The organism is Oleiagrimonas soli (genome assembly GCF_000761445.1).
GTDB classification, from domain to species: Bacteria; Pseudomonadota; Gammaproteobacteria; order Xanthomonadales; family Rhodanobacteraceae; genus Oleiagrimonas; species Oleiagrimonas soli.
In genome coordinates this window covers 1,263,974-1,290,108 of sequence record NZ_KN196470.1, presented here as the reverse complement: position 1 = coordinate 1,290,108, position 26,135 = coordinate 1,263,974, and the positions used below count along the sequence as shown (strand labels likewise).

At 68.2% G+C, this 26,135-nt stretch carries 26 protein-coding genes; 19 read left to right on the top strand and 7 right to left on the bottom strand.

Features of this window, described 5'->3' with window-relative positions; translation table 11 throughout:
• Positions 1 to 72: 72 nt before the first annotated feature.
• Entirely contained in the window at positions 73 to 1,185 is a 1,113-nt protein-coding gene (locus LF63_RS05580; protein WP_043103258.1) for an SLC13 family permease, read from the bottom strand.
• A gap of 107 nt (positions 1,186 to 1,292) precedes the next feature.
• On the opposite strand from LF63_RS05580, the gene LF63_RS05575 reads away from it, so the two are divergent.
• Positions 1,293 to 2,303 carry a cation diffusion facilitator family transporter gene (locus LF63_RS05575; protein ID WP_043100212.1) on the top strand — a complete coding sequence of 337 codons (1,011 nt, stop codon included), beginning with the start codon at positions 1,293 to 1,295 and terminating at the stop codon, positions 2,301 to 2,303.
• 30 nt (positions 2,304 to 2,333) lie between these two features.
• On the opposite strand, the gene LF63_RS05570 is transcribed toward LF63_RS05575, so the two are convergent.
• From LF63_RS05570 to LF63_RS05555, 4 genes are all read right to left on the bottom strand, one after another.
• Complete coding sequence (locus LF63_RS05570) at positions 2,334 to 2,942, bottom strand: c-type cytochrome (protein ID WP_081945109.1); 609 nt, start codon at positions 2,940 to 2,942, stop codon at positions 2,334 to 2,336.
• 16 nt (positions 2,943 to 2,958) lie between these two features.
• Positions 2,959 to 4,026 carry a copper resistance protein B gene (locus LF63_RS05565; protein ID WP_152569257.1) on the bottom strand — a complete coding sequence of 356 codons (1,068 nt, stop codon included), beginning with the start codon at positions 4,024 to 4,026 and terminating at the stop codon, positions 2,959 to 2,961.
• Positions 4,023 to 5,753, bottom strand: coding sequence for a copper resistance system multicopper oxidase (locus tag LF63_RS05560; RefSeq protein WP_043100210.1), 1,731 nt, complete (start codon positions 5,751 to 5,753; stop codon positions 4,023 to 4,025). The genes LF63_RS05565 and LF63_RS05560 overlap by 4 nt, the downstream gene beginning before the upstream one ends.
• 90 nt (positions 5,754 to 5,843) lie before the next feature.
• Positions 5,844 to 6,221, bottom strand: a complete 378-nt coding sequence (locus tag LF63_RS05555; protein WP_184655037.1) for a hypothetical protein — start codon at positions 6,219 to 6,221, stop codon at positions 5,844 to 5,846.
• Between the two features lie 75 nt (positions 6,222 to 6,296).
• Here LF63_RS05555 and LF63_RS05550 point away from each other — a divergent pair, with 75 nt between their 5' ends.
• The gene (locus LF63_RS05550) at positions 6,297 to 7,145 is read left to right on the top strand and encodes a 23S rRNA (adenine(2030)-N(6))-methyltransferase RlmJ (protein ID WP_043100206.1); all 849 of its coding nucleotides are present in this window, start codon (positions 6,297 to 6,299) and stop codon (positions 7,143 to 7,145) included.
• A gap of 64 nt (positions 7,146 to 7,209) precedes the next feature.
• Positions 7,210 to 7,761, top strand: a complete 552-nt coding sequence (locus tag LF63_RS05545) for a Slp family lipoprotein (RefSeq protein ID WP_052394743.1) — start codon at positions 7,210 to 7,212, stop codon at positions 7,759 to 7,761.
• A 4-nt stretch (positions 7,762 to 7,765) separates the two neighbouring features.
• On the opposite strand, the gene LF63_RS05540 is transcribed toward LF63_RS05545, so the two are convergent.
• Positions 7,766 to 8,674, bottom strand: coding sequence for a cation diffusion facilitator family transporter (locus LF63_RS05540; protein ID WP_043100205.1), 909 nt, complete (start codon positions 8,672 to 8,674; stop codon positions 7,766 to 7,768).
• Positions 8,675 to 8,859: 185 nt separating this feature from the next.
• Between LF63_RS05540 and ccoN the strand changes: the two genes are divergently transcribed.
• From ccoN to LF63_RS05500, 10 genes are read left to right on the top strand one after another with little or no spacing between them, the layout of a single operon-like run.
• Positions 8,860 to 10,284, top strand: coding sequence for a cytochrome-c oxidase, cbb3-type subunit I (gene ccoN, locus LF63_RS05535; protein WP_043100204.1), 1,425 nt, complete (start codon positions 8,860 to 8,862; stop codon positions 10,282 to 10,284).
• A 10-nt stretch (positions 10,285 to 10,294) separates the two neighbouring features.
• Positions 10,295 to 10,909 carry a cytochrome-c oxidase, cbb3-type subunit II gene (gene ccoO, locus LF63_RS05530; protein WP_043100203.1) on the top strand — a complete coding sequence of 205 codons (615 nt, stop codon included), beginning with the start codon at positions 10,295 to 10,297 and terminating at the stop codon, positions 10,907 to 10,909.
• The gene (locus LF63_RS15740; protein WP_152569255.1) at positions 10,906 to 11,058 is read left to right on the top strand and encodes a cbb3-type cytochrome oxidase subunit 3; all 153 of its coding nucleotides are present in this window, start codon (positions 10,906 to 10,908) and stop codon (positions 11,056 to 11,058) included. The genes ccoO and LF63_RS15740 overlap by 4 nt, the downstream gene beginning before the upstream one ends.
• Positions 11,055 to 11,960, top strand: coding sequence for a cytochrome-c oxidase, cbb3-type subunit III (gene ccoP / locus LF63_RS05525; RefSeq protein ID WP_043100202.1), 906 nt, complete (start codon positions 11,055 to 11,057; stop codon positions 11,958 to 11,960). Before LF63_RS15740 ends, ccoP begins: the two co-directional genes overlap by 4 nt.
• On the top strand, positions 11,957 to 12,250 hold the full coding sequence (locus tag LF63_RS05520; RefSeq protein WP_052394742.1) for a hypothetical protein: 294 nt from the start codon (positions 11,957 to 11,959) through the stop codon (positions 12,248 to 12,250). Before ccoP ends, LF63_RS05520 begins: the two co-directional genes overlap by 4 nt.
• On the top strand, positions 12,247 to 13,680 hold the full coding sequence (gene ccoG, locus LF63_RS05515; RefSeq protein WP_052394740.1) for a cytochrome c oxidase accessory protein CcoG: 1,434 nt from the start codon (positions 12,247 to 12,249) through the stop codon (positions 13,678 to 13,680). Before LF63_RS05520 ends, ccoG begins: the two co-directional genes overlap by 4 nt.
• The gene (locus tag LF63_RS15950) at positions 13,677 to 13,844 is read left to right on the top strand and encodes a hypothetical protein (protein ID WP_154662670.1); all 168 of its coding nucleotides are present in this window, start codon (positions 13,677 to 13,679) and stop codon (positions 13,842 to 13,844) included. Before ccoG ends, LF63_RS15950 begins: the two co-directional genes overlap by 4 nt.
• Before the next feature lies 1 nt (position 13,845).
• The gene (locus LF63_RS05510) at positions 13,846 to 16,269 is read left to right on the top strand and encodes a heavy metal translocating P-type ATPase (protein ID WP_052394738.1); all 2,424 of its coding nucleotides are present in this window, start codon (positions 13,846 to 13,848) and stop codon (positions 16,267 to 16,269) included.
• A complete protein-coding gene (gene ccoS, locus LF63_RS05505) occupies positions 16,266 to 16,430 on the top strand; it encodes a cbb3-type cytochrome oxidase assembly protein CcoS (RefSeq protein WP_043100201.1) in 165 nt (54 codons plus the stop codon). Before LF63_RS05510 ends, ccoS begins: the two co-directional genes overlap by 4 nt.
• Positions 16,427 to 17,152 (top strand): sulfite exporter TauE/SafE family protein, encoded by a 726-nt coding sequence (locus LF63_RS05500; protein ID WP_043100200.1) that lies wholly within the window; start codon positions 16,427 to 16,429, stop codon positions 17,150 to 17,152. The genes ccoS and LF63_RS05500 overlap by 4 nt, the downstream gene beginning before the upstream one ends.
• Before the next feature lie 4 nt (positions 17,153 to 17,156).
• Here the strand turns inward: LF63_RS05500 and fnr are convergent, their stop codons facing one another.
• On the bottom strand, positions 17,157 to 17,921 hold the full coding sequence (gene fnr, locus LF63_RS05495; RefSeq protein WP_043103243.1) for a fumarate/nitrate reduction transcriptional regulator Fnr: 765 nt from the start codon (positions 17,919 to 17,921) through the stop codon (positions 17,157 to 17,159).
• Positions 17,922 to 18,066: 145 nt separating this feature from the next.
• Between fnr and LF63_RS05490 the strand changes: the two genes are divergently transcribed.
• The 6 genes from LF63_RS05490 to LF63_RS05465 all read left to right on the top strand — a co-directional run bounded on the left by LF63_RS05490 (position 18,067) and on the right by LF63_RS05465 (position 26,071).
• Positions 18,067 to 18,696, top strand: a complete 630-nt coding sequence (locus LF63_RS05490; RefSeq protein ID WP_235205272.1) for a GNAT family N-acetyltransferase — start codon at positions 18,067 to 18,069, stop codon at positions 18,694 to 18,696.
• Positions 18,697 to 18,801: 105 nt separating this feature from the next.
• Positions 18,802 to 22,263: a transcription-repair coupling factor gene (gene mfd, locus LF63_RS05485; protein WP_043100198.1), complete on the top strand. Its 3,462-nt coding sequence runs from the start codon at positions 18,802 to 18,804 to the stop codon at positions 22,261 to 22,263.
• Positions 22,264 to 22,410: 147 nt separating this feature from the next.
• Positions 22,411 to 22,788, top strand: a complete 378-nt coding sequence (locus LF63_RS15195) for an EF-hand domain-containing protein (RefSeq protein WP_152569254.1) — start codon at positions 22,411 to 22,413, stop codon at positions 22,786 to 22,788.
• Positions 22,789 to 23,097: 309 nt separating this feature from the next.
• A complete protein-coding gene (locus tag LF63_RS05475; protein ID WP_043100197.1) occupies positions 23,098 to 23,787 on the top strand; it encodes a DUF4396 domain-containing protein in 690 nt (229 codons plus the stop codon).
• 48 nt (positions 23,788 to 23,835) lie between these two features.
• Positions 23,836 to 24,324, top strand: coding sequence for a GFA family protein (locus tag LF63_RS05470; protein ID WP_043100196.1), 489 nt, complete (start codon positions 23,836 to 23,838; stop codon positions 24,322 to 24,324).
• A 190-nt stretch (positions 24,325 to 24,514) separates the two neighbouring features.
• Positions 24,515 to 26,071: a M4 family metallopeptidase gene (locus LF63_RS05465; protein WP_043100195.1), complete on the top strand. Its 1,557-nt coding sequence runs from the start codon at positions 24,515 to 24,517 to the stop codon at positions 26,069 to 26,071.
• The last annotated feature ends 64 nt before the right edge of the window (positions 26,072 to 26,135 follow it).

Sequence of the window (26,135 nt, the reverse complement as noted above, 5' to 3'; positions counted from 1 at the left end):
AGACATGAACCTGCGATGGCGCAGCCGGTTTTCGGGCGATTCGCGTTCAGCGCGCAGTGAAGTGCTGTGGGCTCACGGATGCAGCAGCCACCACGACAGCGCCAGCACCACGAGGAAGTACGGCACCGAAACGCGATGGAACACGCGCCAGGCCGCGGCACTGCCTTCCAGCCGCAGGGCGATGAGGTTGGCCAGCGAGCCGATTGCCAGTCCCGCGCCGCCGATGTTGACCGCCACCGCCAGCCACAGGGGATCGGGCACGCGATGCATCAACGCCACCGTGGCCGGCACGTTGCTGACCACCTGCGACAGCAGCGCGCCGGTGAACAGCGTGATCTCGGGACGCTGCAGATGCAGATGCGACATCGCGCCCTGCACCATCGGCAGTTCCGCCAGATGCCCGAGTCCGAGCAGCATCAACGCGATGCTCGCCATCAGCGACCAGTCCAGCCGCGCCAACGCGCCGCGCCGCACGATCGCCAGCACGAACAACACGAGCAGCAGAGCGACCGTCTCGTAGCCGCCCTCCAGCAGCACCAGCAGCGCGAGCAACAGCACCGTGCTGACCACCGCCAGACGGCGATCGAACGGCGTGCGCTGCGGCGGCGCATCCACGCGTTCCAGCGCCCGTCGCGGAATCAGCCCCCACAGCGCCGCGAACAGGCATACCGCCATGATGCCCACCACCGGGGCCATCGCGGCGACGAAATGCAGCATGCCCACGCCCGACTGTCGCCACAGCAACAGGTTCTGCGGGTTGCCGATGGGACTCAGCGTTGACCCCGCATTCACCGCCAGCGCCACCAGGGCGACCACGCGCAGGCGTGGCAAGGCGGCCAGTTCGCACAAGGCCAGCGCCAACGGCAACACCAGGAACAGGCTGACGTCGTTGGTCAGCAGCATCGCCGCCGCGGCCGACAGCAGCAGCAACAGCGACACCAGCGCGCGCTGCGAGCGCACCCGTGCCAGCATGCGGCGCGCCAGCCGCTGCACCAGGCCGCTCTCGCGCATGGCCTGGGCCACCGCCAGCAGCGCCAGCAGACTGCCCAGCGCGCGCGGGTCCAGCCAGCGCGCCCAGTCGTGCCACGGTCGCGGATCGATCAGCGCCAGCGCCACGGTAAGGACGCAAAGAAGCGCCGGCATCCAGTGCCGGCGCAGCAGGTCGGTCGCCCGGGTCGTGCGCATGTGCATCGCGTCAGCATATCGCCTGCGATGGGCGGAATGTCATGTCATAACACTGCGCAGTCGGCGTATGCTCGCGCCACCGAAGCCGCCTGCATGCGAGGACCGCGTTGCACGCTCACCATCACGATCACTCCGGCCATGACCACGATCTTCACGATCACGGCCATCACGATCACGGCCATCACGGGCACGACCACCACGCGCATGGCGTCGCCGCCGATGCCGACCGTCGCTACCTGACGCTCGCCCTGCTGCTGCTCAGCGGCTACATGGTGCTGGAGGTCGTGGCCGGCATCCTGGCCTCGTCGCTGGCGTTGATCTCGGACGCCGGCCACATGCTCACCGACGTCGCCGCCATTGCTCTCGCGCTGGTCGCCATGCGTCTGGCGAAGCGGCCCGCGGACGGCCATTTCACCTTCGGCTTCAAGCGCGCCGAGATTCTCAGCGCGCAGGCCAACGGCATCACCCTGCTGCTGCTGTCGGGCTGGTTCATCATCGAAGCGGTGTACCGCCTGTTCGATCCGCCGCAGGTCGCGGGCCGCTGGGTGTTCTTCGTCGCCCTGGCCGGCATCGCCGTGAACCTGCTGGCGGTGTGGATCATGAGCAAGGCCAACCGCCGCAGCCTCAATGTCGAAGGCAGCTTCCAGCACATCCTCACCGACCTGTACGCCTTCGTCGCCACCGCCGTGGCCGGCGCGGTGATCTGGGCGACCGGCTGGAACCGCGTCGACGCGCTGGCCGCGCTGGTCGTCGCGGCGCTCATGCTGCGCGCGGGCTACGGACTGGTGCGCGATTCCGGCCGCGTGTTCCTCGAAGCCGCACCGCGCGACCTGCACCCGGAAACCATCGCCGAGGCGATCCTGGCGATGCCGCACGTCAACCGGCTGGACGACCTGCACGTGTGGGAAGTCACCTCGGAAATGCCGGCGCTGTCCGCGCACGTGCTGGTCAGCCACGAAGTCGACTGCCACGACACCCGCCGCGACATCGAGCGCATGCTGCAGCAGCGCTTCGGCATCACCCACACCACGCTGCAGACCGACCATTGCGCCGAAGGCGAACCGGCTGCCGCGCCCTGCGCGTTCGAGCGCGGCCACCCTCGGCACGAACACGCTTGAACGAGGCCGGCACGCGGCCGGCCCACCCGCTCAAGGCGCGCTGGATGCTGGCGCTGGCGCTGACGCGCTTCGACTCGCGGACGAGGCCGCCGCAGGTTCCGACGACGCGTGATCGTGCGGCGCGTCGTCGTCATCGTCCGCCGCACCCGCGGTGAGCGCCTGGTACTGCGCGGCACTCAGGCCCGGCTGCTTCTCCAGATAGGCCACCATCGCCCAGATCTTGTGATCGTCGTGGGTCTTGCCCCACGCCGGCATGGCGGTCATCTTGACGCCGTGCTTGATAACCCAGAACGCCTCCGCCGGCTCCGGCGCGAAACGCGTCAGGTCCGGCGGCTGCGGGTACAGCCCGGTGCGCAGCTCGGAATCGTGCATGCCGGGCGCCAGATGGCAACCGGTGCACATCTCGCGGTAGTGCGCCGCGCCCAGACGGATCAGCGCCGGATCGTCGAGATCGGGGATGTCGGTGATCTTCGCCGCCCGCGTGTCGATCGAACGCTCGCGCAACACCGCGATGGCCTTGCGCGTGACCGTCCAGTGCGGCGCGTCCGCGCCGATGTCGTACAGGCCCGAGTAGACCCACGCCCCCAGCGCGACCGCACCGAGGACGACGACCAGGATCAGGGAACCGATCCATTTCATGTTGATGCTCCTTCGTTCAGAACCAAAGCCGCACGCCGGCGACCCACTTTCGTTCCAGCACCGGCTCGCCCTGGCGACGCGCCAGTCCGGCCGAGGCACCCAGTCGACGCGTCCAGGCCACGCCGACATAGGGCGCGAACCGGCGTCGTATCTCGTAGCGCAGACGCAGTCCCATGTCGGCGCTGGACACGCCGCGCGCGATGCCGCGCGCCGGATCGTCCTTGCCGTAGGCGTTGAGTTCGACCTTCGGCGTCAGGATCAGGCGCTGCGTGAACAGCACGTCGTACTCGACCTCGACACGCGCCGCGGTGCGCCCAGACGGTCCGGCGTAGAGTTCCGCCTGCACGTCGAACCAGTACGGCGCCAACCCCTGCACGCCGAACGCCGCCCACGTGCGCGAAGGTCCGTCGCCGCCGTCCTGACGCACGCCGAGTCGGGTGTCCCAGTACGCGCTGACCGCATGACTCCACAGCGCCTCGACGCGGCTGTCGTGAACGCGGCCGCCACTGGATTCGGCCTCGAAGGCCAGCACCGCGCGATCGAGATCGCCGCCGTACCAGGCCTGACCTTCCAGCGCCGCGCCGTCCGCGTGATCGGTGTGCACGTATTCGAGGCGATCCACGGAAAGCATGCCGAAGCGGCTGTCGCCGTGCATGTGCACGTCGTGGTCGGGCGCAAAGGAAAGGCCGTCCGAGTAGTCGGGGTCGCGTGCGTCCGGCGGCGCGCTGCCGCCCTGCATCGCCCCCATCGACATGCCCTGCATGGCGTCGCCGCCGGCCTGCTTCATGGCGGGCATGGTCGAGGGCGGCGATGCCTGATGGGACGCGTGCGCCCCATCCCCGGACATGTGCATGCCGGGCATGGCGGCGGCATGGTGGCTGTCCGCGTGAGTGGACGACGACGATGCCTTCGCGGGCGCCGTCGTGGTGTCCATCGATGCATGCGACGTCATCGGCATGCCTTGCATGGGCGGCATGGCGCTGGACGCCGCGGCAGGCGCGTCCTGGGCCTGCGCGGGAAGCATCGCCATCGATGCCGCGCACGACACCAGCCCCGCCCACAGAAAACGATGCGCGCGGCTCATGACACCACCACCTCGCGGAACATGCCCGCCTCCATGTGGTAGAGCAGATGGCAGTGATAGGCCCAGCGGCCCAGCGCATCGGCACTGACCCGGTAACGCACCCGCTGCGCCGGCTGCACGCTGATCGTGTGCTTGCGCACCTGGAACGATCCGTCCGGCGCTTCCAGCTCGCTCCACATGCCGTGCAGGTGAATCGGGTGGGTCATCATGGTGTCGTTGACCAGGGTCACCCGCAGATGCTCGCCATAGCGGAAATGCAGCGGCTTGGCGTCGGCGAACTTCTGGCCGTCGAACGACCACATGTAGCGCTCCATGTTGCCGGTCAGGTGCAGCTCGATGTCGCGTCCCGGCTCGCGCGTGTCGACGGGGCCGCCGAGGGTGTGCAGGTCGGCGTAGGTCAGCACCTTGCGACCGTTGCCGCGCAGGCCGATGCCGGGGTCATCTATGTTGTCGCGCGGGTGATCCACGCGCATGTCCACGCCCGGACCGTATTCGGTGCGCGCGTGATGCGCCGGCGGATCGGCGGGCATCGACATGCCGTGCATCGCATGTCCATCGTGCATGCCGCCCGGCATCGCCATCGCGCCCATCATGTCGACCATCGCCAACTGCGCGCGCGGGTCCATCGCCGGCACCTCGGCCTGCATGCCCGTGCGCGGCGCCAGCGTGCCGCGCGCATAGCCGGTGCGATCCATCGACTGCGCGAAGATGGTGTAGGCGCGGTCGTCCGACGGCTCGACAATGACGTCGTAGGTTTCGGCCACGGCGATGCGGAATTCATCCACCGAGACCGGTTCGACGTCCTGGCCGTCGGCCGCGACCACGGTCATCTTCAGGCCCGGAATGCGCACGTCGAAGAAGCTCATCGCCGAACCGTTGATGAAGCGCAGACGCACCTTCTCGCCGCGCGAGAACAGGCCGGTCCAGTTGCCGTTCGGCGTGTGGCCGTTCATCAGGTAGGTGTAGGTATAGCCGGTGACGTCGGACAGGTCGGCCGGGCTCATGCGCATGCGGTTCCACATCTTCCGCTTCGCCAGCGCTTGCTGCAGGCCCAGGCGCTTCATGTCGCGCAGGAACTCGGGCGCGGTCGGCTCGGCGAAGTTGTAGAAGTCGCTGTGTTTTTTCAGCGTGGCGAAGATCGACCACGGGTCCTCGTCGGTCCAGTCGTTGAGCATGACCACGTAGTCGCGCTCGGTCGGATGCCGCTCGCCGCCTTCCGGTTCGACCACCAGCGGACCGTACAGGCCGGTCTGCTCCTGAAAACCGGAATGACTGTGGTACCAGTAGGTGCCGCTCTGGCGCAGCTTGAAACGGTAGGTGAAGGTCTCGCCCGGCGCGATGCCGGGAAAGCTGAGACCGGGCACGCCGTCCATGTCCGCGGGCAGCAGGATGCCGTGCCAGTGGATGGACGTCGGCACGCGCAAGCGGTTGCGCACCTGAATCGTCACCGTGTCGCCCTGCTTCCAGCGCAGCAGCGGTCCGGGCACGGAGCCGTTGATCGCGGTGGCAATGCGTGCACGGCCGGTGTAATCGACCGGCAGCTCGCCGATGTCGAGAGCGAAGCGGGTGCCGCGCAGCTGGGCAAGACCGTACGGCTTAGCCGCCGCCATCGCACGCGGCGCGCGCAGCAGACCGAGGCCAGCGGCTGCGCCACCGAGCGCGAGGCCTTGCACGAAACGGCGTCGGGTCAGGGCCGCCGCTGGCGGCCGCTGTCGGAAATCGGACATATCGCAAATCTCCTTGTGCGGGCCCATCGAAGCCAGGCCCGGAAGCGCACACCGCCAAGGGTGCGCGCGCTCAGGGGTAGAGCGGGAGATTCAGACGCGTGGAGGTCGCAATGGCGGCGGTGCAAGCGGTCCGGACCAGTCCGGCATCTGCGTCGACCAGGTTTGTGTCGCATGCCTCGGCAGCGCGGGCCACGGTCCCTGCGCCATGACCACCACGCCGCCGCAGGTCAGCGCGCAGCCGCAGGCATGCAGACAACCGCCGTCGTGACCGGCGCCGCCGCAGCACGGCATGCCGCACGGCGCACCCGCGTGCGCGTGCATCTGCGCTATCGCGCCATGCATGGACGAGGCATGTGCGGTGCGCGCACCCGCCAGCGTCGGCAGCGTCGCCATCAACAGCCAGGCAAACAGCGCCAGCGCCGTCAGACGCGGCGCATGCGACAATCGCTGGAGGGACAAGGTACGCACAGCGCTAGCGTACTTCGCTCCGACCTTCCGCTCAACGCTGGACCCGGGTCCAACCTCGCCGCGCATGACCTCCGAATGAATTATCGCCACGCCTACCATGCCGGCAATTTCGCCGACGTTCTCAAGCATTGCGTCCTGATCGCACTGATCGAGGCGCTGCAGGCCAAGCCCAAGCCGCTGTGCTACATCGACACGCACGCCGGCGCCGGTCGCTACGACCTGTCCGGCGAGGCCGCGCGCAAGACCTCCGAGGCCGCGGCCGGCATCGGTCGCCTGCGCGCCCTGCGCGGACGCCAGCCGCTGCTGGATCGCTACCTCGATCTGGTCGCCGCCGAAGGGGCCAACCACTACCCCGGATCGCCGCGCATCGCCGCCCGTCTGCTGCGCGCCGACGACGCCGCCCAGGTCTGCGAGCTGCTGCCCGAGGAAGCCGCGAAACTGCGTGCCCTGTTCCGCGACGACCGCCGCATCCACGTGCACGAACGCGACGGCTACGCCGCACTCAAGGCGCTGCTGCCGCCCGCGCAGAAGCGTGGCCTGGTGCTGATCGATCCGCCGTTCGAGGAACAGATCGGCGAATACGCGCGCATCCAGGCGTCGCTGGACACCGCGCTGACGCGCTGGCCGAACGGCGTCTATGCGGTGTGGTATCCGATCAAGCAGGGGCGCGACCTGCAGCCGTTCCGCCGCTGGCTGCGCCGGTGCGCGGCGAAGACCGTGCTCGACGTGGAACTGCTGATCCGTCCGGATCACGTGCCGGAACGCCTCAACGGCGCCGGCATGGCGCTGCTCAACCCGCCCTGGCGACTGGATGCGACGCTGGAACCCGTGCTGCGCCTGCTCGCCAAACAGCTCGCGGCCGAGGGCGAAGACGGCACGGCGCGGCTGAACTGGCTGAAAACCGAGGACGGCACCTCGGTCTGAACCGCTTGCCGTCCGCCCCGCTTGGGCTAAGCTGACGGCACGCTCGCGCGCACAGGAAACGACCATGAACCGCTTCGCCCGTCTTCTTCCGAGCCTCGCCGTCGTCGCATGGCTGGCGCTCGTCGCCGGCTGTGCGCCCGCGCCGATCTACACCGTCGCGCCCGGCACCGCGGCGGTCACGCCGATGCAGGTCGCGCAGACGCCCGAGCAATACCAGGATCAGCCGGTGATCTGGGGTGGCACGGTGGTACGCGTGGAAAACTTCACCGACCACACCGACGTCGAGATGCTGGCCTACCCGCTGGACCGCTCGCAGCGGCCGCGGATCAGCCGCGACAAGGGCATCGGCCGCTTCATCGCCGTGCTGCCCGGCTACGTCGAGCCGCTGACGCTGCCGCCGGGTTCGCCGGTGACCGTGCGCGGCACGCTGGACGGCGTGCATTCCGGCAAGGTCGGCGAAGCCAGCTACGTGTTCCCGCGCGTGAAGGTGGAACAGCACCACGTCTGGACGGCCGAGGAAATGCGTCAGGGACACCCCAACATCAGCTTCGGCATGGGTGTCGGCGTCGGTAGCGGCGGCGGCAGTGGCGTCGGCGTGGGCGTCGGCGTGCACTGAACCGTCAGTCGTCGACGTCCGGCTCGAAGAAACACCAGCGCACCGCCTCGAAGCGTGCGCGAAAATCCCGCTCCACGGCGTTGATGTCGTCCACCTGCGCCCGACCGGACGCCGCCGCGCGCATGCGCGCCTTGATCGCCACCATCACGTCCGGCCCCATGTGCAGCGTCAGCAGGTTGTAGACGCACTCGATTTCCGGTCGCTCGCGCAGGAAGCCAAGCATCGCCTCGCGCTGCTTCGGCTCGACGCCGTGGCCGATCAACAGGCCCTTCACCTCGACCGCGACCAGCACGGCCACCACCACCAGCAGCACGCCGATGGCGATGGTGCCCAGCGCGTCGAACAGCAGGTTGCCGGTGAGCATGGTCGCCAACACCGCCAGCAGCGCCAGCAGCAGGCCCAGCAGCGCGGCGGAATCCTCGCCGAAGATCACCAGCAGCTCGCTGGAACGGCTTTCGCGGAACCACTGCCAGAGGTTGCGATCGCCCTGCTCCTTGCGCACTTCCTGCAGACAGCCGCGCATCGAGATGCCCTCGGCGAGAAGGCCGAAGATCAGCACGCCAACCGCCAGCCACGGCCAGCTCAGCGGTTCCGGATGGGTCAGCTTGTGCACGCCTTCGTAGATCGAGAACACGCCGCCGACGCTGAACAGCAGGATCGCCACCAGAAACGACCAGAAGTACAGCGCGCGGCCCCAGCCCAGCGGGTAATCGTCCGACGGCGGCCGCTTGGCCTGGCGCATGCCCAGCAGCAGCAGGCCCTGATTGCCGCAGTCGGCCAGCGAATGCACGGCCTCGGCCAGCATCGCGCCGGAGCCGGTGATCAGCGCCGCCGCCAGCTTGGCGACGAAGATCGCGAAGTTCGCGCCCAGCGCCAGCAGGACGGCCTTCAGGGAATTGGCGTGACCGGACATCGGCAACCTTCGCTTCGCGTCGACAACAGCGCTGCAGTGTAGCCGGAGCGGCGTTCGGCCGTCCGCTTCCGGCCAGCGCGCGGGCCGAAATGGCATCACTCGATGCGCAATTGACCAGCGTCAAGATTCCCCCACCGCATCCTCCCTAGAGTCACGGCCGATGCGCAATCATTTTGGGGAACCGCATGGACTCAACCAAGACCTATAACGACAAGGTCGTACGGCAATTCACCGCCGCGACGATCCTGTGGGGCGTGGTCGGGATGCTGGTCGGCCTGTACATTGCCGCCCAGCTGGCCTGGCCCGCGCTCAATTTCGACATCCCGTACCTGACCTTCAGCCGCCTGCGGCCGCTGCACACCAGTGCGGTGATCTTCGCCTTCGGCGGCAGCGCGCTGATGGGCACCGCCTTCTACGTGGTGCAGCGCACCTGCCAGGTGCGGCTGATCAGCGACAAACTGGCGGCCTTCACCTTCTGGGGCTGGCAGCTGGTGATCGTGCTGGTGGCGATCACCTACCCGCTGGGCATCACCCAGAGCAAGGAATACGCCGAGCCGGAGTGGTTCATCGACATCATCATCACGGTGGTGTGGGTGGCGTTCGCGATCGTGTTCTTCGGCACCCTGGCCAAGCGCCGCGTGAAGCACATCTACGTCGCGAACTGGTTCTACGGCGCCTTCATCATCACCATCGCAGTGCTGCACATCGTCAACAACATCGCCATCCCGGTGTCGTGGACGAAGTCCTACATCGTCTACTCCGGCGCGGTCGACGCCATGGTGCAGTGGTGGTACGGCCACAACGCCGTGGGCTTCTTCCTCACCGCCGGCTTCCTGGCGATGATGTACTACTTCGTGCCCAAGCAGGCCGAGCGCCCGATCTATTCCTACCGCCTGTCGGTGGTGCACTTCTGGGCGCTGATCGCCATCTACATGTGGGCCGGCCCGCATCACCTGATGTACACGGCGCTGCCCGACTGGGCGCAGTCGCTGGGCATGGTGTTCTCGCTGATCCTGCTGGCGCCGTCGTGGGGCGGCATGCTCAACGGCATCCTCACGCTGTCCGGCGCGTGGCACAAGCTGCGCACCGATCCGGTCCTGAAGTTCATGATCGTGTCGCTGTCGTTCTACGGCATGTCGACCTTCGAGGGACCGATGATGTCGATCAAGACGGTCAACTCGCTGTCGCACTACACCGACTGGACCATCGGCCACGTGCACTCGGGCGCGCTGGGCTGGGTGGGTTTCATCACCATGGGTTCGCTGTACTGCCTGATCCCGCGTCTGTACGGCCGCAAGCAGATGTACTCGCAGAAGCTGGTCGAGACGCACTTCTGGGTGGCGACCATCGGCGTGGTGATCTACATCGCCGCGATGTGGATGGCCGGCGTGATGCAGGGCCTGATGTGGCGCGCGACCAACGACGACGGGACGCTGACGTACACCTTCATCGAGTCGCTCAAGCAGACCTACCCGTTCTACTACGCGCGCTTCTTCGGCGGCCTGCTGTACCTGAGCGGCATGCTGATGATGGCCTGGAATACCTGGATGACGTGGCGCACTTCGCGCGAACCCGCGCCGGCGCTGATTCCCACCGCCGTGCACGCCTGAGGAGCCCGCCATGCTGCATGCAAAGATCGAAAAGAACGTGGGCCTGATGGCCGTGCTGATCGCCGTCGCGATCAGCTTCGGCGGCCTGGCCGAGATCGTGCCGCTGATGTTCGAGGCCAACGCGACCCAGCCGGTGCCGGGCCTGAAGCCGCCGGCCGCGCTGGAGCTGGCCGGCCGCGACGTGTACGTCCGCGAGGGTTGCTACAACTGCCATTCGCAGATGATCCGCACGCTGTCGTTCGAGACCCAGCGCTACGGCCACTACTCGGTGGCTGGCGAGTCGGTCTACGACCACCCGTTCCTGTGGGGCTCCAAGCGCACCGGCCCGGACCTGGCGCGCGTCGGCGCGCGCTACAGCGACGACTGGCACCGCGTCCATCTGATGAACCCGCGCGACGTGGTGCCGGAATCGAACATGCCCGGTTTCCCCTGGCTGGCCGAACGTCCGCTGGACGCCGCGGAGATCGCCTCGCACATGCGCGGCCTGCGCCGCATCGGCGATCCGTACACCGATGCCGACATCGCCGCGATCCCCGACGCGGTCAAGGGCAAGACCGAGATGGACGCCCTGATCGCCTACCTGCAAAGCCTGGGCACGCACGGCCCCAAGGAGGAGACGCCATGATTTCCGGCATCCTGACCGCCCTGCTCATGATCCTGTTCATCGGGGTCGCCGCCTGGGCCTACAGCGCGCATCAGAAGCCGCGCTTCCGCGAAGCCGAGATGCTTCCGCTGATCGAGGACGCGCGGGAAACGACGGAGGACCAGGCATGAGCATGTTCTGGAGCATCTTCGTGATGGTCCTGGTGACCATCAACGTGGTCGGCGCCATCTGGCTGCTGTTCGGCAACGCCAAGAGCGCGCCGGGCGAGACCACCGGCCACACCTGGGACGAAAACCTGACCGAGTACAACAAGCCGCTGCCGATGTGGTGGATCGGGCTGTTCGTGCTGTCGGTCGCCTTCGGCATCGGCTACCTGGTGCTGTATCCGGGCTTCGGCGCGGTCAAGGGCAGTCTGGACTGGACCTCGGTCAAGCAGCACGACGCGCACGTGGCCGAGGCCAACGCGCGCCTGGAGAAGCTGTTCGCGCAGTTCCGCGACGTGCCGATGGCCAAGCTCGTCGACGACCCGAAGGCGCTGGGCATCGGCCACAACGTGTTCGCCAACAACTGCGCGATGTGCCACGGCTCGGACGCGCGCGGCGCGCGCGGCTTCCCCAACCTGACCGACAACGACTGGCTGTACGGCGGCGATCCGCAGACCGTGATCGCCACCATCACCCACGGCCGCAACGGCGTGATGCCGGCATGGGGCGCCGTGGTCGGTGATCAGGGCGTGACCGAACTGGCCCACTACGTGCGCGAGCTGTCCGGGCAGTCGCACGACGCCAGCCTCGCCGAGGCCGGCAAGACACGCTACATGACGCTCTGCATCGCTTGCCACGGCCCCACCGGCAAGGGCAATCCGGCGCTGGGCGCGCCCAACCTGACCGATGCCACCTGGCTGTACGGCGGCGACCTGGCGACCATCGAGGCGACCATCCGCAACGGCCGCAACGGTCACATGCCGGCCTGGGACAAGACCCTCGGACCGGACCGCATCCGTATGGCCGCGGCGTGGGTGCTGGCGCAGTCCAAACGCGCGCCGGCCGACACCGCGGAGGCCGCGCAGTGATCTCCCCGCGCGTGTCCGCACCGACGTCGCGTCTGCCGCTCGCGGCGCGCGTCGGTGCGGTGGCGTGGCCATCGTTCTTCGCGGCGGGGGTCGCGACCATGGTGTTCTTCGCCGTGGTCGACCCCGCGCGCCTGGCCACGATCACCTGGCCGACGCTCGACGTGAGCCGTGGTGTCGGCTACACGCTCGGCTTCTTCATGTTCTGGGCCTGCACGCTGGCCTCGAGCCTGTTCACGTCGCTGTTGCTGAAACCCCGCGACGACGTCGCGGCGGACGACGAGGACGCATGAACGAATCGATTCCCCTGAAGCTGGTCGACGGCGACGAAGGCACGCTCTACGCGCGCCAGCCCAAGGTCTATCCGCGCGAGATCAAGGGCCGCTTCCAGCGCCTGCGCAACGCCGCCGTGCTGTGGCTGCTGGGCATGTTCTACGTGTTCCCGTGGCTGAACTGGGACGGCCGGCAAATGGTGCTGTTCGACCTGCCGCACCGCAAGTTCTACATCCTCGGCCTGACTTTCTGGCCGCAGGACTTCTTCTTCATGGCCTGGCTGCTGATCATGGCCGGGCTGTCGCTGTTCTTCTTCACCGCGCTCGCCGGCCGCCTCTGGTGCGGCTACGCCTGTCCGCAAACCGTGTGGACCGAGGCGTTCCTGTGGATCGAGCGCAAGATCGAGGGCGATCGCAACCAGCGCATGCGTCTGGACAAGGCGTCGTGGAGCGCGGCCAAGCTGACGCGCAAAGGCCTCAAGCAGCTGGCCTGGATCGCCTTCGCGCTGTGGACCGGTTTCACCTTCGTCGGTTTCTTCACGCCGATCCGCGAGCTGGCCGGCGAAGTCGCGCACTTCGATCTGGGCGGCTGGGAGATGTTCTGGATCGCGTTCTACGGCTTCGCCACCTACGGCAACGCCGGCTTTCTGCGCGAGCAGGTGTGCAAGTACATGTGCCCCTACGCGCGCTTCCAGGGCGCGATGTTCGACCGCGACACGCTGATCATCAGTTACGACGAACCGCGCGGCGAAGACCGCGGCCACCGCAAGCGCGGCACGCCGAGCGTGCTGGCATGGACGGACAAGGACGGCGAGCGCCCCGCACTGGGCGACTGCATCGACTGTCAGGCCTGCGTGCAGGTCTGCCCGACCGGCATCGACATCCGCCACGGCCTGCAGGTCGGCTGCATCGCCTGCGCGGCATGCATCGACGCCTGCGACGCCGTCATGGACAAGATGGACTACCCGCGCGGACTGATCCGCTACACCACCGAGCACGCGATGGAAGGCAAGCCCAGCCGCGTGCTGCGCGTGCGCACGCTGCTGTACGCGACGGTGCTGCTGATCCTGGCCGGCGCGTTCGCCTGGAGCATCGGCCATCGCAGCATGCTGCTGGCCGAAGTGCTTCGCGACCGCAATGCGCTGTGGCGCGTGGGACCCGCTGGCAGCATCGAGAACAGCTACACCCTGAAACTGGTCAACAAGAGCGACCGGCCCATGACGTTGACCCTGAGCCTGCGGGGCGACACGCCGCTGGCCGTGATCGGCAGCGAGCGACTCGACATCGCCGCCGGCGAAGTCGCCTCCGTACCGGTCACGCTGCGCGCGCCGGCCGGCAGCGTGCACGGTCGACAGCGCGTGACGCTGCAGGTACGCACGGCCGACCCGCAGTCAGCCACCCATCCCGCCGCCGACGTGACGACGGCCTTCTTCGCACCGAGTACGCCATGAACACACCCACGCTTCCCTGGTACCGCGTCCCCGAGGTCTGGCTGATGATCGCGCTGCTCGGCGCGGCCGTGGCCGGCGGCATCTCCACACTGGTCATCGCCGAACGCCTGCCGGACGCGCAGATCCATCATGCGGATACGCAGGGCCGGCTGCACGGTCGCTGACATGACGCCGACCTGCTTCCACTGCGGCGAACCGGTACCGTCCGACTGCACCCTCACGGTGCACACGAACGGCGTCGACGCGCCCGTCTGCTGCCGCGGCTGCGAGGCGGCGGCGACCTGGATTCAGGGGTTGGGCCTGTCCGACTATTACCGTCTGCGCAGCGAACCGGCCGAACGCGCCGAGACGCTGGCCGATTTCGGCGCCTGGGACCGCCCGGCAATGGCGCGACTGCACGTGCGCATGCACGCCGCCGACCGCGCCGAGGTGGTGGTGCTGGTCGACGGCATGCGCTGCGCCGCCTGCGGCTGGCTGATCGAACGCGCGCTGGGCGCCGAACCGGGCGTGCGCGAGGTCGGCGTCAACGCGCCAGCGCGCCGGGTGCGGCTGGTGTTCGATCCGCGCGATACGCCGTTGTCGCACCTGCTCACGGCGCTGGCGCGGCTCGGCTACGACCCGCATCCGCTCGACCTGGCCGCACTCGATGCGCTGCGCCAGCGCGAGAGCCGCGACGCGCTCAAGCGCCTGGTGGTCGCCGGACTCGGCACCATGCAGGCGATGATGTACGCGGTGGCGCTGTACGCCGGCCAGTTCGACGGCATGGACGTCGCCACGCGCGACTTCTTCCGCTGGCTCGGCTTCCTGGTCACCACGCCGGTGGTGCTGTACGCCGCCCGCCCCTTCTTCGCCGGCGCGCTGCGCGAGCTGCGCGCGCGGCATCTGTCGATGGATACGCCGGTGGCGCTAGCCATCGCGCTGATCTATCTGGCCAGCCTGATCGCCACGCTGGGTCGCAGCGGCGAGATCTACTTCGATTCGGTGAGCATGTTCGTACTGTTCCTGCTCGGCGCGCGCTACGTGGAAATGCGTGCACGCCACCGTGCCGGAGATCTGGTCGATGCCCTCGCGCGCCTGCAGCCGGCCACCGCCGAACGCGTGGCCGACGGCGGCGGCAGCGAAACGGTCGGCGTGCACGAACTGCAGGCCGGCGACCGCGTGCGCGTGGCGGCCGGCGCCGGCGTGCCGGCCGATGGCGTGCTGCTGGACAGCGCATGCCACGTCGACGAATCGCTGCTCACCGGCGAATCCACCCCGCGTCGCCGTCTGTGCGGCGACACGCTGATGGCCGGCACGCTGCTGCAGGACGGCCCGGTCGAGTTGCGCGTGACCCAGGTCGGCGCCGACACGGTCCTGGCCGGCATCGTGCGCATGATCACCCGCGCTGCCAGCGACAAGCCGGCGCTGGCGCGCGTGGCCGACGAGCACGCGCGACGCTTCGTCCTGCGCACGCTGGCGCTGACCGCGCTGACCGCGGCGGCCTGGAGCGTGTTCGATCCGGCCCGTGCCTTCGACGCCGCCATCGCCGTGCTGGTCATCAGCTGCCCGTGCGCGTTCGCGCTGGCGGTACCCGCGGCGTTGACCCGCGCCGTCGCCGTACTCGCGCGCCGCGGCGTGCTGGTGGTCGACGGCGATGCACTGGAACGACTCGCACAGGTCGACACCGTCGTGTTCGACAAGACCGGCACCCTGACCGTGCCCGCGCTCGATCGCGCACGAAGCGAAGCCAGGCGCGGCGATCTGGACGCCGCGCTGCGCATCGCCGCCGCCCTGGAACAGGCCAGCACGCACCCGCTGGCGCGCGCCCTGCGCGCCGCCGCCGGCGACGCGACGCTACCGACGGTGCGCGAACGCCATGAAAACGCCGGCGCGGGCGTGGAAGGCGTGATCGACGGCATGCGCTACCGTCTCGGCCGCGCGGACTGGAACGGCGAGACCGACGACGAACGTCTGGTGCTGTGCGACCAACACGGCACGCTCGCGCGCTTCGCCATGCACGAGCGTCCGCGCGTCGAGGCCGCCGCCACCGTGGCCGCCCTGCACGACGCCGACCTGCACGTGGTGCTGCTCAGCGGCGATCGCCGCGAACGCGTGGCGCGCATCGCCGAAGCGCTGGACATCGACGACTGGCAGGCCGAGGCGACGCCGGCCGACAAGCTGGCAGGTCTGCATCGACTGCGGCAGGAAGGCGGCGTGGTGGCGATGGTCGGCGACGGCATCAACGATGCGCCGGTGCTGGCCGGCGCCGACGTCGCCGTGGCGCTGGGCAGCGGCGCGGCCCTGGCCCAGGCCAGCAGCGGCCTGCTGCTGGCCGGCGACCGTCTGGACCGACTGCTGCAGGCGCGCACGGTGGCCCGCGAGATGCTTGCGGCCACGCGCCGCAATCTGCGCTGGGCGATCGGCTACAACCTCGCCGCGGTGCCGCTGGCCGCGCTGGGTCTGGTGCCGCCGTGGCTGGCCGCCATCGGCATGTCCGCCAGTTCGCTGCTGGTGTTGCTGCAGTCGCTGCGCATCGGCCGCCGCTCGACGCAACCCGCATCGACGGGCAAGACTACCGTCGCCGCCGTGTCCCGCGAGGCGCTCGCATGAACGTGATCCTGCTGCTGATTCCGCTGAGCATGGTGCTGCTGGGCGCCGGCGTGTGGGCCTTCTTCTGGGCCGTGAATCACGCCCAGTTCGACGACCTCGATACGCCGGCCCTGATGCCGCTGGCCGACGATGCGCAGGAACCGGAGGAACCCGCACCGTGACCGGCTCGCTGACCATCGCCGCCGCCGCACTGCTGGGACTGGCCGGCTCCGGTCATTGCGCCCTGATGTGCGGCGGTATCGCGCACGCGCTAGGCCTGGCGACGCAGCGTCGCGCGGACGGCCGTCCGCGCCGCGCACTGCTGCTGGCCTATCAGGGCGGTCGTATCGGCGGCTACGCGCTGGCCGGCCTGCTGCTGGGCAGCGTCGGCGCCGCGCTGTACGGGTGGCTGGACGACGCAACGCTGCGCATCGGCCTGCGCGTGCTGATGGCCACAGCCTTCGTCGTAATCGGCCTCGGTCTGTGGTCGGGCCGCGGCGTGCTCGACCGCATCGCCGGCACCCGCGTGTGGGCATGGCTGTCGCCGCGCATGCGCCGTCTGCTACCGGTCGACAGCGTGCCGAAAGCCTGGGCGCTGGGCATGGCCTGGGGCTGGATGCCGTGTGGTTTCGTCTACACCGTTCTGCTGCTGGCCTGGACCAGCATGGACCCGTGGGTCAGCGCCGCCACCATGACCGCGTTCGGCCTCGGCACGCTGCCGGCCGTGCTCGGCGTATCGCTGGGCGCGGACGCGGTGGCGCGCATGGCCGGCGCCAAGCTGCGCCGGGGCACCGCCGTGGTCATGCTGGCGATGGCCGTGCTGACACTGGCTGGACCATGGCTGGCGCCGCTGGGCATGCCCGACGCGCTGCTGCCGTTCGACTGCGTGGCGCGCAGCGCATGAAGGTTCAGGACGAGGACGCGGACTTCAGCATGCCGTCCGCCGCATCGCCAGCGTGCGCCAGCGCGCGCAGCGCGTCCATGTCGCGGATGTGCACGATGCGGCGCTCCACGTCCAGGACGCCGGCGCTCTGGAAACGTCCCATCAGCCGGCTCACGGTCTCGATCACCAGACCAAGGTAGTTGGCGATGTCCTGGCGCGACATGCTGAGGTTCAGCTCCAGCGGATCCAGTCCCAGACGTCGACGACGCTCGGACAGGCTGTGCAGGAAGATCGCCAGCCGCGCCGGCGCCTGCCGCCGCCCCATCATCACCATGTGCTCCTGCTCGCGCGCGAACTCGTCGCTCATGACCCGGTACAGCTGCTGCTGCAGACCGGGCAGCTTCGAGGCCACATTCGAGAGTTCGTTGAACGGCACCTCGCACACCATCGAACGCTCCAGCGCCTGGGCGTTGCAACGGTGCACCTCGGACGGCAGCGCGTCGAGACCGAGCAGATCGCCGGGAAAGTGGAAGCCGAGCACCTGATGGTCGCCGTCGGGCAGATCGACGAAGGTCTTGAACGAACCCGAGCGCACGACGTAGAGCTTGGACTGCCGTCCGCCGGTGTCGAACAGGGTGGTGCCGCGGTCGGCCGGCTTGCGCTGCTGCACCAGCTCATCCAGCCGCGTCAGTCCCTCGGCGCCGATGGACGCAGGCAGGCACAGCTGCGCCAGCGCGCAGGATGCGCACGACTTGCGCAATGCATTGAAATCGATCACTGCCGAAGCCACGTCGCGTTCCCTGACCGCCGATACGGTCATCACCATAACCATTTGTGGACCATCCCGCCACGTTCGCTTGATCGCGACTGAACGCCGCAGGCGATAGGCCCTGTGGACAGTGGACAGTCTCTCGTGACACCCTCAAACTATACGCATGAGTATGGTGCATGTCTTGCCCAACGATCGCGCCTTTCCGATGCCGGTGCAGGCCATGACCCTGCCGCCGCGGAGCCACACGCGTTACGCGCAGGTCGCGGCTCGTCGCGACAAGGACAAGGGCGAACAGGTGCAACTCATGGACGGCCGCACACTGCACCTGCGCCCGATCCGGGCAGACGACGTCGACGCCATGCGCCGCTGCTTCACGCGCCTGCATCCGGACGAGGTGCGCATGCGCTTCATGCAGGCCATGCGCGAGCTGCCGATGCCGCTGGCGCAGCGCCTCTGCACGCTCGACCCGGCCCAGGCCGCGGCATTCGTGCTGATGGACGAAACCACGCAGCCGGCCGAACTGCGCGGCGTGGGCCGCATCCATGTCGACACGGCCACCAACAGCGCCGAATTCGCGGTACTGGTGGAACGCGCCTGGACCGGCAAGGGACTGGGCTGGCTGCTGATGCACCGCCTGATCGAGGAAAGCCGGCGGCGCGGGCTGAGCGAACTGTGGGGCCACGTGCTGGTCGACAACCGCCCGATGCTGGACCTGTGCCGCGAACTGGGCTTCCGCCACCGCCTGTCCATCGACGAACCCGGCATGCGCCTGCTCAGCCTCGCACTGGACTGAGCACCGACCCGCACGCCGCGCGACCCGGCGACTGCTAACATCGACGCCTTGACCTCATCACGCGCTGGGCCGAACAGGCCTCCGGCGCTGCCGTGCATTGTCCCTATGACCACAAGCCTGATCCAACCGCCCCTGCCGACCAGTCCCAAACAACGCCGTTTCTGGACCACGCCGGACGGCGCATCCATGGCGCTGGCCGTGGTCGACGCCGCACGCGCGCATGACGGTCTGGTGGTCGTGGCGGTACGCGACAACCTGCGCGCGCATCAGCTGGAACAGGAACTGGAGGTCTTCGCCGGCGACCTGCCGGTGCTGCATTTCCCCGACTGGGAAACCCTGCCCTACGACCTGTTCAGCCCGCACCCGGAAATCGTCTCGCGGCGCATCGCCACGCTGTACCGACTGCCGACCGCGACCCGCGGCGTGCTGGTGGTACCGGTCTTCACGCTGATGCAGCGCCTCGCGCCGCGCAGCTACGTCGCCGGCAGCGGCCTGTCCATCCGCGTCGGCCAGACGCTGACCATCGCCGACGAGCAGCAGCGCATGGAAGCGGCCGGGTACCGCCACGTGCCGCAGGTCGGCGATCCGGGCGAGTTCGCGGTGCGCGGCGCGCTGATCGACATCTTCCCAATGGGCGCGACCGAGCCTTACCGCATCGAACTGTTCGACGAGGAAATCGAGTCGATCCGCAGCTTCGACCCGGAGACGCAGCTGTCCGCGCACAAGGTCGAGTCGGTCGAACTGCTGCCGGCGCGCGAGTTCCCGCTGACCGACCACGCCACGCGCGACTTCCGCAACCGCCTGCGCGAACGCTTTCCCATCGATGTGCGCCGCTGTCCGGTCTACCAGGACATCAAGCAGGGCGTCGCACCGGGCGGCATCGAATATTTCCTGCCGCTGTTCTTCGAGACCACCGAAACCCTGTTCGACTATCTCGCCGAGAACGCCTTGTTCGTGCTCGGCGAGCGCGCCATGGAATCGGCGGACGCTTTCTGGACGCAGGTCGGCGAACGTCACGAGCAGCGCGCGCACGACATCGAACGGCCGATCCTGTCGCCCGAGGATCTGTACCTGCCGCCGGAACATCTGCGCGAACAGCTGAACCTGCAGTTGCGCGTGGAGCTGGTCGACAAGGATCACAAGCACGCCCAGTCCCTGGGCACCCAGCCCGCGCCGAACCTGCCGCTCAACCACCGCGGCGAGGAAGCCGGCGCGGCGCTCAGACATTTCCTCGACGCCTATCCGGGCCGCGTGCTGATCGCCACCGATTCGGCCGGCCGTCGCGAGGCGCTGTACGACCAGCTCGGCGCGCTCGGCATCCACCCGCAACCGACCGACAGCTGGCGCAGCTTCGCCGATGCCGAGGGCACGGACGCGCCGAAGCTCGCCATCACCGTGGCCGAACTGGAACAGGGTTTCGCGCTGACCAAGCCGGCGCTGACGGTGCTGACCGAACGCGAACTGCTGGGCGAGCGCGTGCGTCAGGAACGCCGCGGCCGGCGCACCGCCACGCGCGACCCCGACACCATCATCCGCGACCTCACCGAGTTGGAGATCGGTTCGCCGATCGTGCATCTCGACCACGGCGTCGGCCGCTACCGCGGGCTGACTTCGCTGGACGTCGGCGACACCGCCAACGAATTCCTGGTCATCGAGTACGCCAAGGAAGCCAAGCTCTATGTGCCGGTCGCGCAGCTCGGACTGGTCAGCCGCTACACCGGCACCGCGCCGGAACTGGCGCCGCTGCATTCGCTGGGCGGCGACGCCTGGGAGAAGGCGCGCAAGAAGGCCGCCGAGAAGGTCCGCGACGTCGCCGCCGAGCTGCTCGCCATCTACGCCCAGCGCGAGGCGCGCAAGGGCGCGGCGATGCCCATCGACCGCGTGATGTACGCCGACTTCGCCGCCAACTTCCCGTTCGAGGAAACGCCGGACCAGCGCAACGCCATCGAAGCCGTGCTGAACGATCTGGCCGCGCCGAAGCCGATGGACCGCGTGGTCTGCGGCGACGTCGGCTTCGGCAAGACCGAGGTCGCGCTGCGCGCCGCCTTCGTCACCGCTGCCGCCGGCCGTCAGGTCGCGGTGCTGGTGCCGACCACCCTGCTCGCGCAGCAGCACTACCAGAACTTCGCCGACCGTTTCGCCGACTGGCCGATGCGGGTCGAGGTGCTGTCGCGCTTCCGCGCCAAGAAAGACGTCGACGCCGCGCTGCAGGGCATCGCCGACGGCAAGGTCGACATCATCATCGGCACCCACAAGCTGTTGCAGAAGGACGTGAAGTTCAAGGATCTGGGCCTGGTCATCGTCGACGAGGAACAGCGCTTCGGTGTGCGGCAGAAAGAGGCGCTGAAGAAGTTGCGCGCCGAGGTCGATCTGCTCACGCTGACCGCCACGCCGATCCCGCGCACGCTGAACATGTCGATGAACGGCCTGCGCGATCTGTCCATCATCGCCACGCCGCCCGCGCATCGCATGGCGGTGAAGACGCTGATCAGCGAGTACGATCCGGCGATGGTGCGCGAAGCCGTGCAGCGCGAGCTGGCGCGCGGCGGGCAGATCTACTTTTTGCACAACAACGTCGACACCATCGAGCGCACCGCGCGCGAGCTGGAAGAACTGCTGCCGGACGCCCGCGTGCGCGTCGCCCACGGCCAGATGCCCGAGCGCGAGCTGGAACAGGTGATGCTGGACTTCCACCGCCAGCGCTTCCACATCCTGGTGTGCACCACCATCATCGAGACCGGCATCGACATCCCGACGGCCAACACCATCGTCATCGACCGCGCCGACCGCTTCGGCCTGGCCCAGCTGCATCAGCTGCGCGGCCGCGTCGGACGCTCGCACCATCGCGCCTACGCCTACCTGATCGTGCCCGACCGCAAGGCCATCAGCGCCGATGCGGCCAAGCGCCTGGAAGCGCTGGCTTCGCTGGAAGAACTCGGCGCCGGCTTCACCCTGGCCACGCACGATCTGGAAATCCGCGGCGCCGGCGAACTGCTCGGCGACGAACAGTCCGGCCAGATCCAGCAGATCGGCTTCGGCCTGTACACCGAACTGCTGGAACGCGCGGTCAAGGCGCTGCGCAGCGGCAAGGTGCCGGACTTCGACCTGACCTCCGATCACGAAGCCGAGGTCGAACTGCATCTGCCGGCGCTGATCCCCGACGACTACCTGCCCGACGTGCACACGCGCCTGACGCTGTACAAGCGCATCGCCAGCGCACGCGACAGCGACGCCCTGCGCGAATTGCAGGTGGAAATGGTCGACCGCTTCGGCCTGCTGCCCGACGCCGTCAAGCAGCTGTTCGCCGTCACCGAACTGAAGCTACGCGCCACGCCGATGGGCATTCGCAAGCTGGAATTCGGACCCGCCGGCGGCCGCATCCTGTTCCACGAAAATCCCGAGATCGACCCGATGGCGATCATCCGCCTGATCCAGGGACAGCCGCGCGTGTACAAGCTCGACGGCCAGGACAAGCTGCGCGTGACGCTCGAATTGCCCGGCGCCGCGGAACGCCTGCGCACCGCGCACGATCTGCTCAACACGCTCGGCGCACGCAAGGCCGCGTGAAGCGGACGCGTGCCGTCTGCTTGAACGGCAGCTGATCCCGGATGACCGCGGCGGCGAATCCTTGCCGACAGGCACGGTCCAAGCGATGAACGCGCGGCGATTGCGTGTGCCGCGCGCGACTCCCCCGTCTCGCAAGGAGCATGTGCCATGTCCACTCAACCGATGCTTCGTCTATCCCTCTCCGCCGCGCTCGGCCTGGTCCTGATCGGCAGTGCCGGCGCCGCGCTGGCGCAGAGTGCGCCACCGGCGTCCGACATGACGCCGACACCGGCCACGCAGCAGGCCGTCTATCACACCAAGCAGGGCACGCTGATCATCAAGAGCACGATGCCCGCGCCGCCGCATTACGGGCCGGCGCCGGACTTCGCCAAACTCGACGTCAACCACAACGGTCGACTGAGTTCGGATGAAGCCAATGCCTACGCACCGCTGGCGAACGACTTCCTGTACGTCAGTCACGGCGCCAAGACGATCTCGCGCCGCGAGTACCAGCGCTGGGTGAAGGCCCGCTCGACGACGACCTGACGCGTCGTCCCGTTCGATATGCGCATCACGGCCGCGGCGTTCACGCGTCGCGGCCGTGACTCTCCGCCGCCCGTGCGTCCTCGAAGCGAACGCGCATGGCTGTTCGCCGTTGCCTCCAACCGTTTGCGCTTGCCGTGGCCGGCGCGCCGGCACGACCGATCCCGTGCGCCCGGGGTATGTCGTGGATGACATTTTTTGCGGACGTCTGGACGCCCGGAAAAGCATCCACGGCTCTGACGCCTGCCGGATTCACCGTCGATTGCAGAGCCGCGCGTTACCCTGCGCGTTCATTCATGCAAAGGAGCTGCCATGCCTGACGGGCTGATGTTCCTGGCCGAGTGTTCGCTTGCACTTGCCGTCGCCTGCGCCGTGTGGATCGCGTGGGACATTCTGCGCGGCTACCGCCAGCACATGGCGATCATGAATCTGGTCTGGCCGATCACCGCGCTCTACGCTGGCCCATTCGCCGTGTGGGGCTATCTGCGCGTCGGTCGACTGCACAGCGAACGCGGGCGACGCGAAGCCGAGGCGCGCGGTCGCGGCGACGACAAAGGCGGACCGCTGCGCCACGCCGCGCTCGCTGCCACGCACTGCGGCAGCGGTTGCACGCTGGCGGACCTGCTGGTCGAATCGGCGCTGATCGCGCTGCCGCTGTCGCTGTTCGGCAGCGAGGTCGCCGCCGCCTGGGCGCTGGACTACGTATTCGCCTTCGCCATCGGCATCGCCTTCCAGTATTTCAGCATCCGGCCAATGAGCGACAAGCCGCCGCTGGCCGTGCTCAAGGCCGCATTCAAGGCCGACGCACTGTCGCTGACCTCGTGGCAGACCGGCATGTACGGCTGGATGGCCATCGCCCTGTTCGTGCTGTTCCCCGCCGGTCTGCCGAAGACGGGCGCGGTGTTCTGGTTCATGATGCAGATCGCCATGCTGGCCGGATTCGCCACCGCGATGCCGGTGAACGCATGGTTGATCCGACGCGGCATCAAGGAGCCGATGTAAGCGTTCCTCGCGCCGGACACCGATTCCGCCCATCGACGGAGATGCATCATGAAACTGGAAGGTTCCTGTCATTGCGGCCGCGTGCGCTTCAGCTGCGAGGCCTACGCGCCGGTGCCGTACATGCACTGCTACTGCTCGATCTGCCGCAAGACCGCCGGCGGCGGCGGCTTCGCGATCAACCTCGGCGCACACGCCGAAAGCCTGAAGGTCGAGGGCCGCGAACACCTGTCCGTGTACCAGGCCGAACTGCGCGACGAAGACGGCGACACGCGCACCAGCAGCGGCCAGCGTCATTTCTGCCGCCACTGCGGCAGCGCCCTGTGGCTGTACGACCCGACCTGGCCCGAGCTGGTGCATCCGCACGCCTCGGCCATCGACACCCCGCTGCCCGAGGCACCCGAACGCGTGCACATCATGCTCGACTCCAAACCCGCCTGGGTGCCGGTTCCACACGGGCCGCAGGACGCGCATTTCCCCGAATATCCGTCCGAATCGCTGCGCGAATGGCATGCCCGCCACCGTCTGCTCGACGCCTAGCCGAGACTCGAAAACCTACTCAATCTGAGGAGTTGCAGTGCAGCGTGACGTGTATGCCGGCACCATGCAAAGGTGAAACGTCGACGCCACGCAGCTGCAACATTCGCTGTCCCTGAGGCATCGACGAAGCGTGGTCGCGCTGGGGAGAGACTCGCGACCACAGACTTTCGGATCGGGAGGAAATCCATACATGTTGCAGAAGAAACTTGCCTGCGCCGTCGTCGGCGCACTGGGCGTGTTCAGCGTAGCCATGGCCGCCGCCGCACCGGGGAATGTGCGCATGGGCGCCATGGGCCATGTCAATGACCGCGCCCTGGCGCAGGGCATGGGCCTGAGCGCCGACGCGTCCCTGATGCCTGGTCATTCCGCGCGCACCGCGCACGGTACCCTGAAGACCCGTGAGCACCAGATGTTCCGCGGCGTGCCGGTCTACGGCCGCAGCATCGTCGTCGAACGCGACGCCTCGGGCGCGGTCATGAGCGTGACCGGTCATGTCGCCCAGGGCCTGGGCCTGGCCTCGGTGCGCCCGACCCTGAGCGGCGGCGATGCCGTGCAGCGTCTGCGCAACCATGCCGGCCTGCTGCCGCTGGGCATCGGCGTCCACGGCGTCCGCGACGCCGATCTGCGCAACGTGCAGAGCAAACTGTTCGTCTATGCCGAAGGCGCCAAGCCGCGTCTGGCCTACCTGACGTCGTTCTTCAACGACAGCAACGGCAAGCCAATGCGTCCGATGGCGCTGATCGACGCCAACACCGGCGACGTGATCGAAAGCTGGGACGGCCTGACCACCAAGGGCAAGCCCGGCGGTGGCGGCGGTGGCGGCACCCAGACGCCGACCACGGCCACCGGCCCCGGCGGCAACCAGAAGACGGGCCAGTATTTCTACGGCACCGACTACGCCGCGCTGCAGGTCCAGCAGTCGGGAAGCACCTGCTACATGCAGAATCCCAACGTGCAGACCTACGACATGGGACAGAGCCGCAACCGCGTCTCGCTGTGGACCTTCGCCTGCTCGTACAGCGACGGCGACGGCATCAACGGCGCGTACTCGCCGATCAACGATGCGCACCACTTCGGCGGCGTCGTGCACGACATGTACAACGACTGGTTCGGCGCACCGCCGCTCAACCAGGTGCTGAAGATGTACGTGCATTACAACCGCAACTACGAGAACGCCTTCTGGGACGGCTCGGAGATGGTCTTCGGCGACGGCGCCAGCCATTTCTACCCGCTGGTGTCGCTGGACGTGACCAGCCATGAAATCAGCCATGGCTTCACCGAGCAGAACTCGGGCCTGCAGTACTCCGGCCAGTCCGGCGGCATGAACGAGGCCTTCTCGGACATGGCCGGCGAAGCCGCCGAGTACTACGACCGCGGCAGCAACGACTTCGAGGTCGGCGCCGACATCGTCAAGCCGGGCACCAGCCTGGGCAACGCGCTGCGCTACATGTGCAACCCGACCCAGGACGGCGCCTCGATCGACAATGCCGCCGATTACTACAGCGGCCTGGACGTGCATTACTCCAGCGGCGTGTACAACAAGGCATTCTGCGATCTGGCCCAGACCAACGGCTGGAACACGAAGATGGCCTTCGAGGTGTTCAAGCGCGCCAATCAGCTGTACTGGACGTCCACCGCGACGTTCAACAGCGGCGCCTGCGGCGTGGAGAACGCCGCCGACGACTACGGCTACTCGCGCAGCGACGTGACGGCCGCCTTCGCCGGCGTAGGCGTGAGCTGCCAGTAATCCGGGCAGACGCGCGACGGAAAAAGGCCGGCGTCATGCCGGCCTTTTTCTTTGCCTGTCGCCC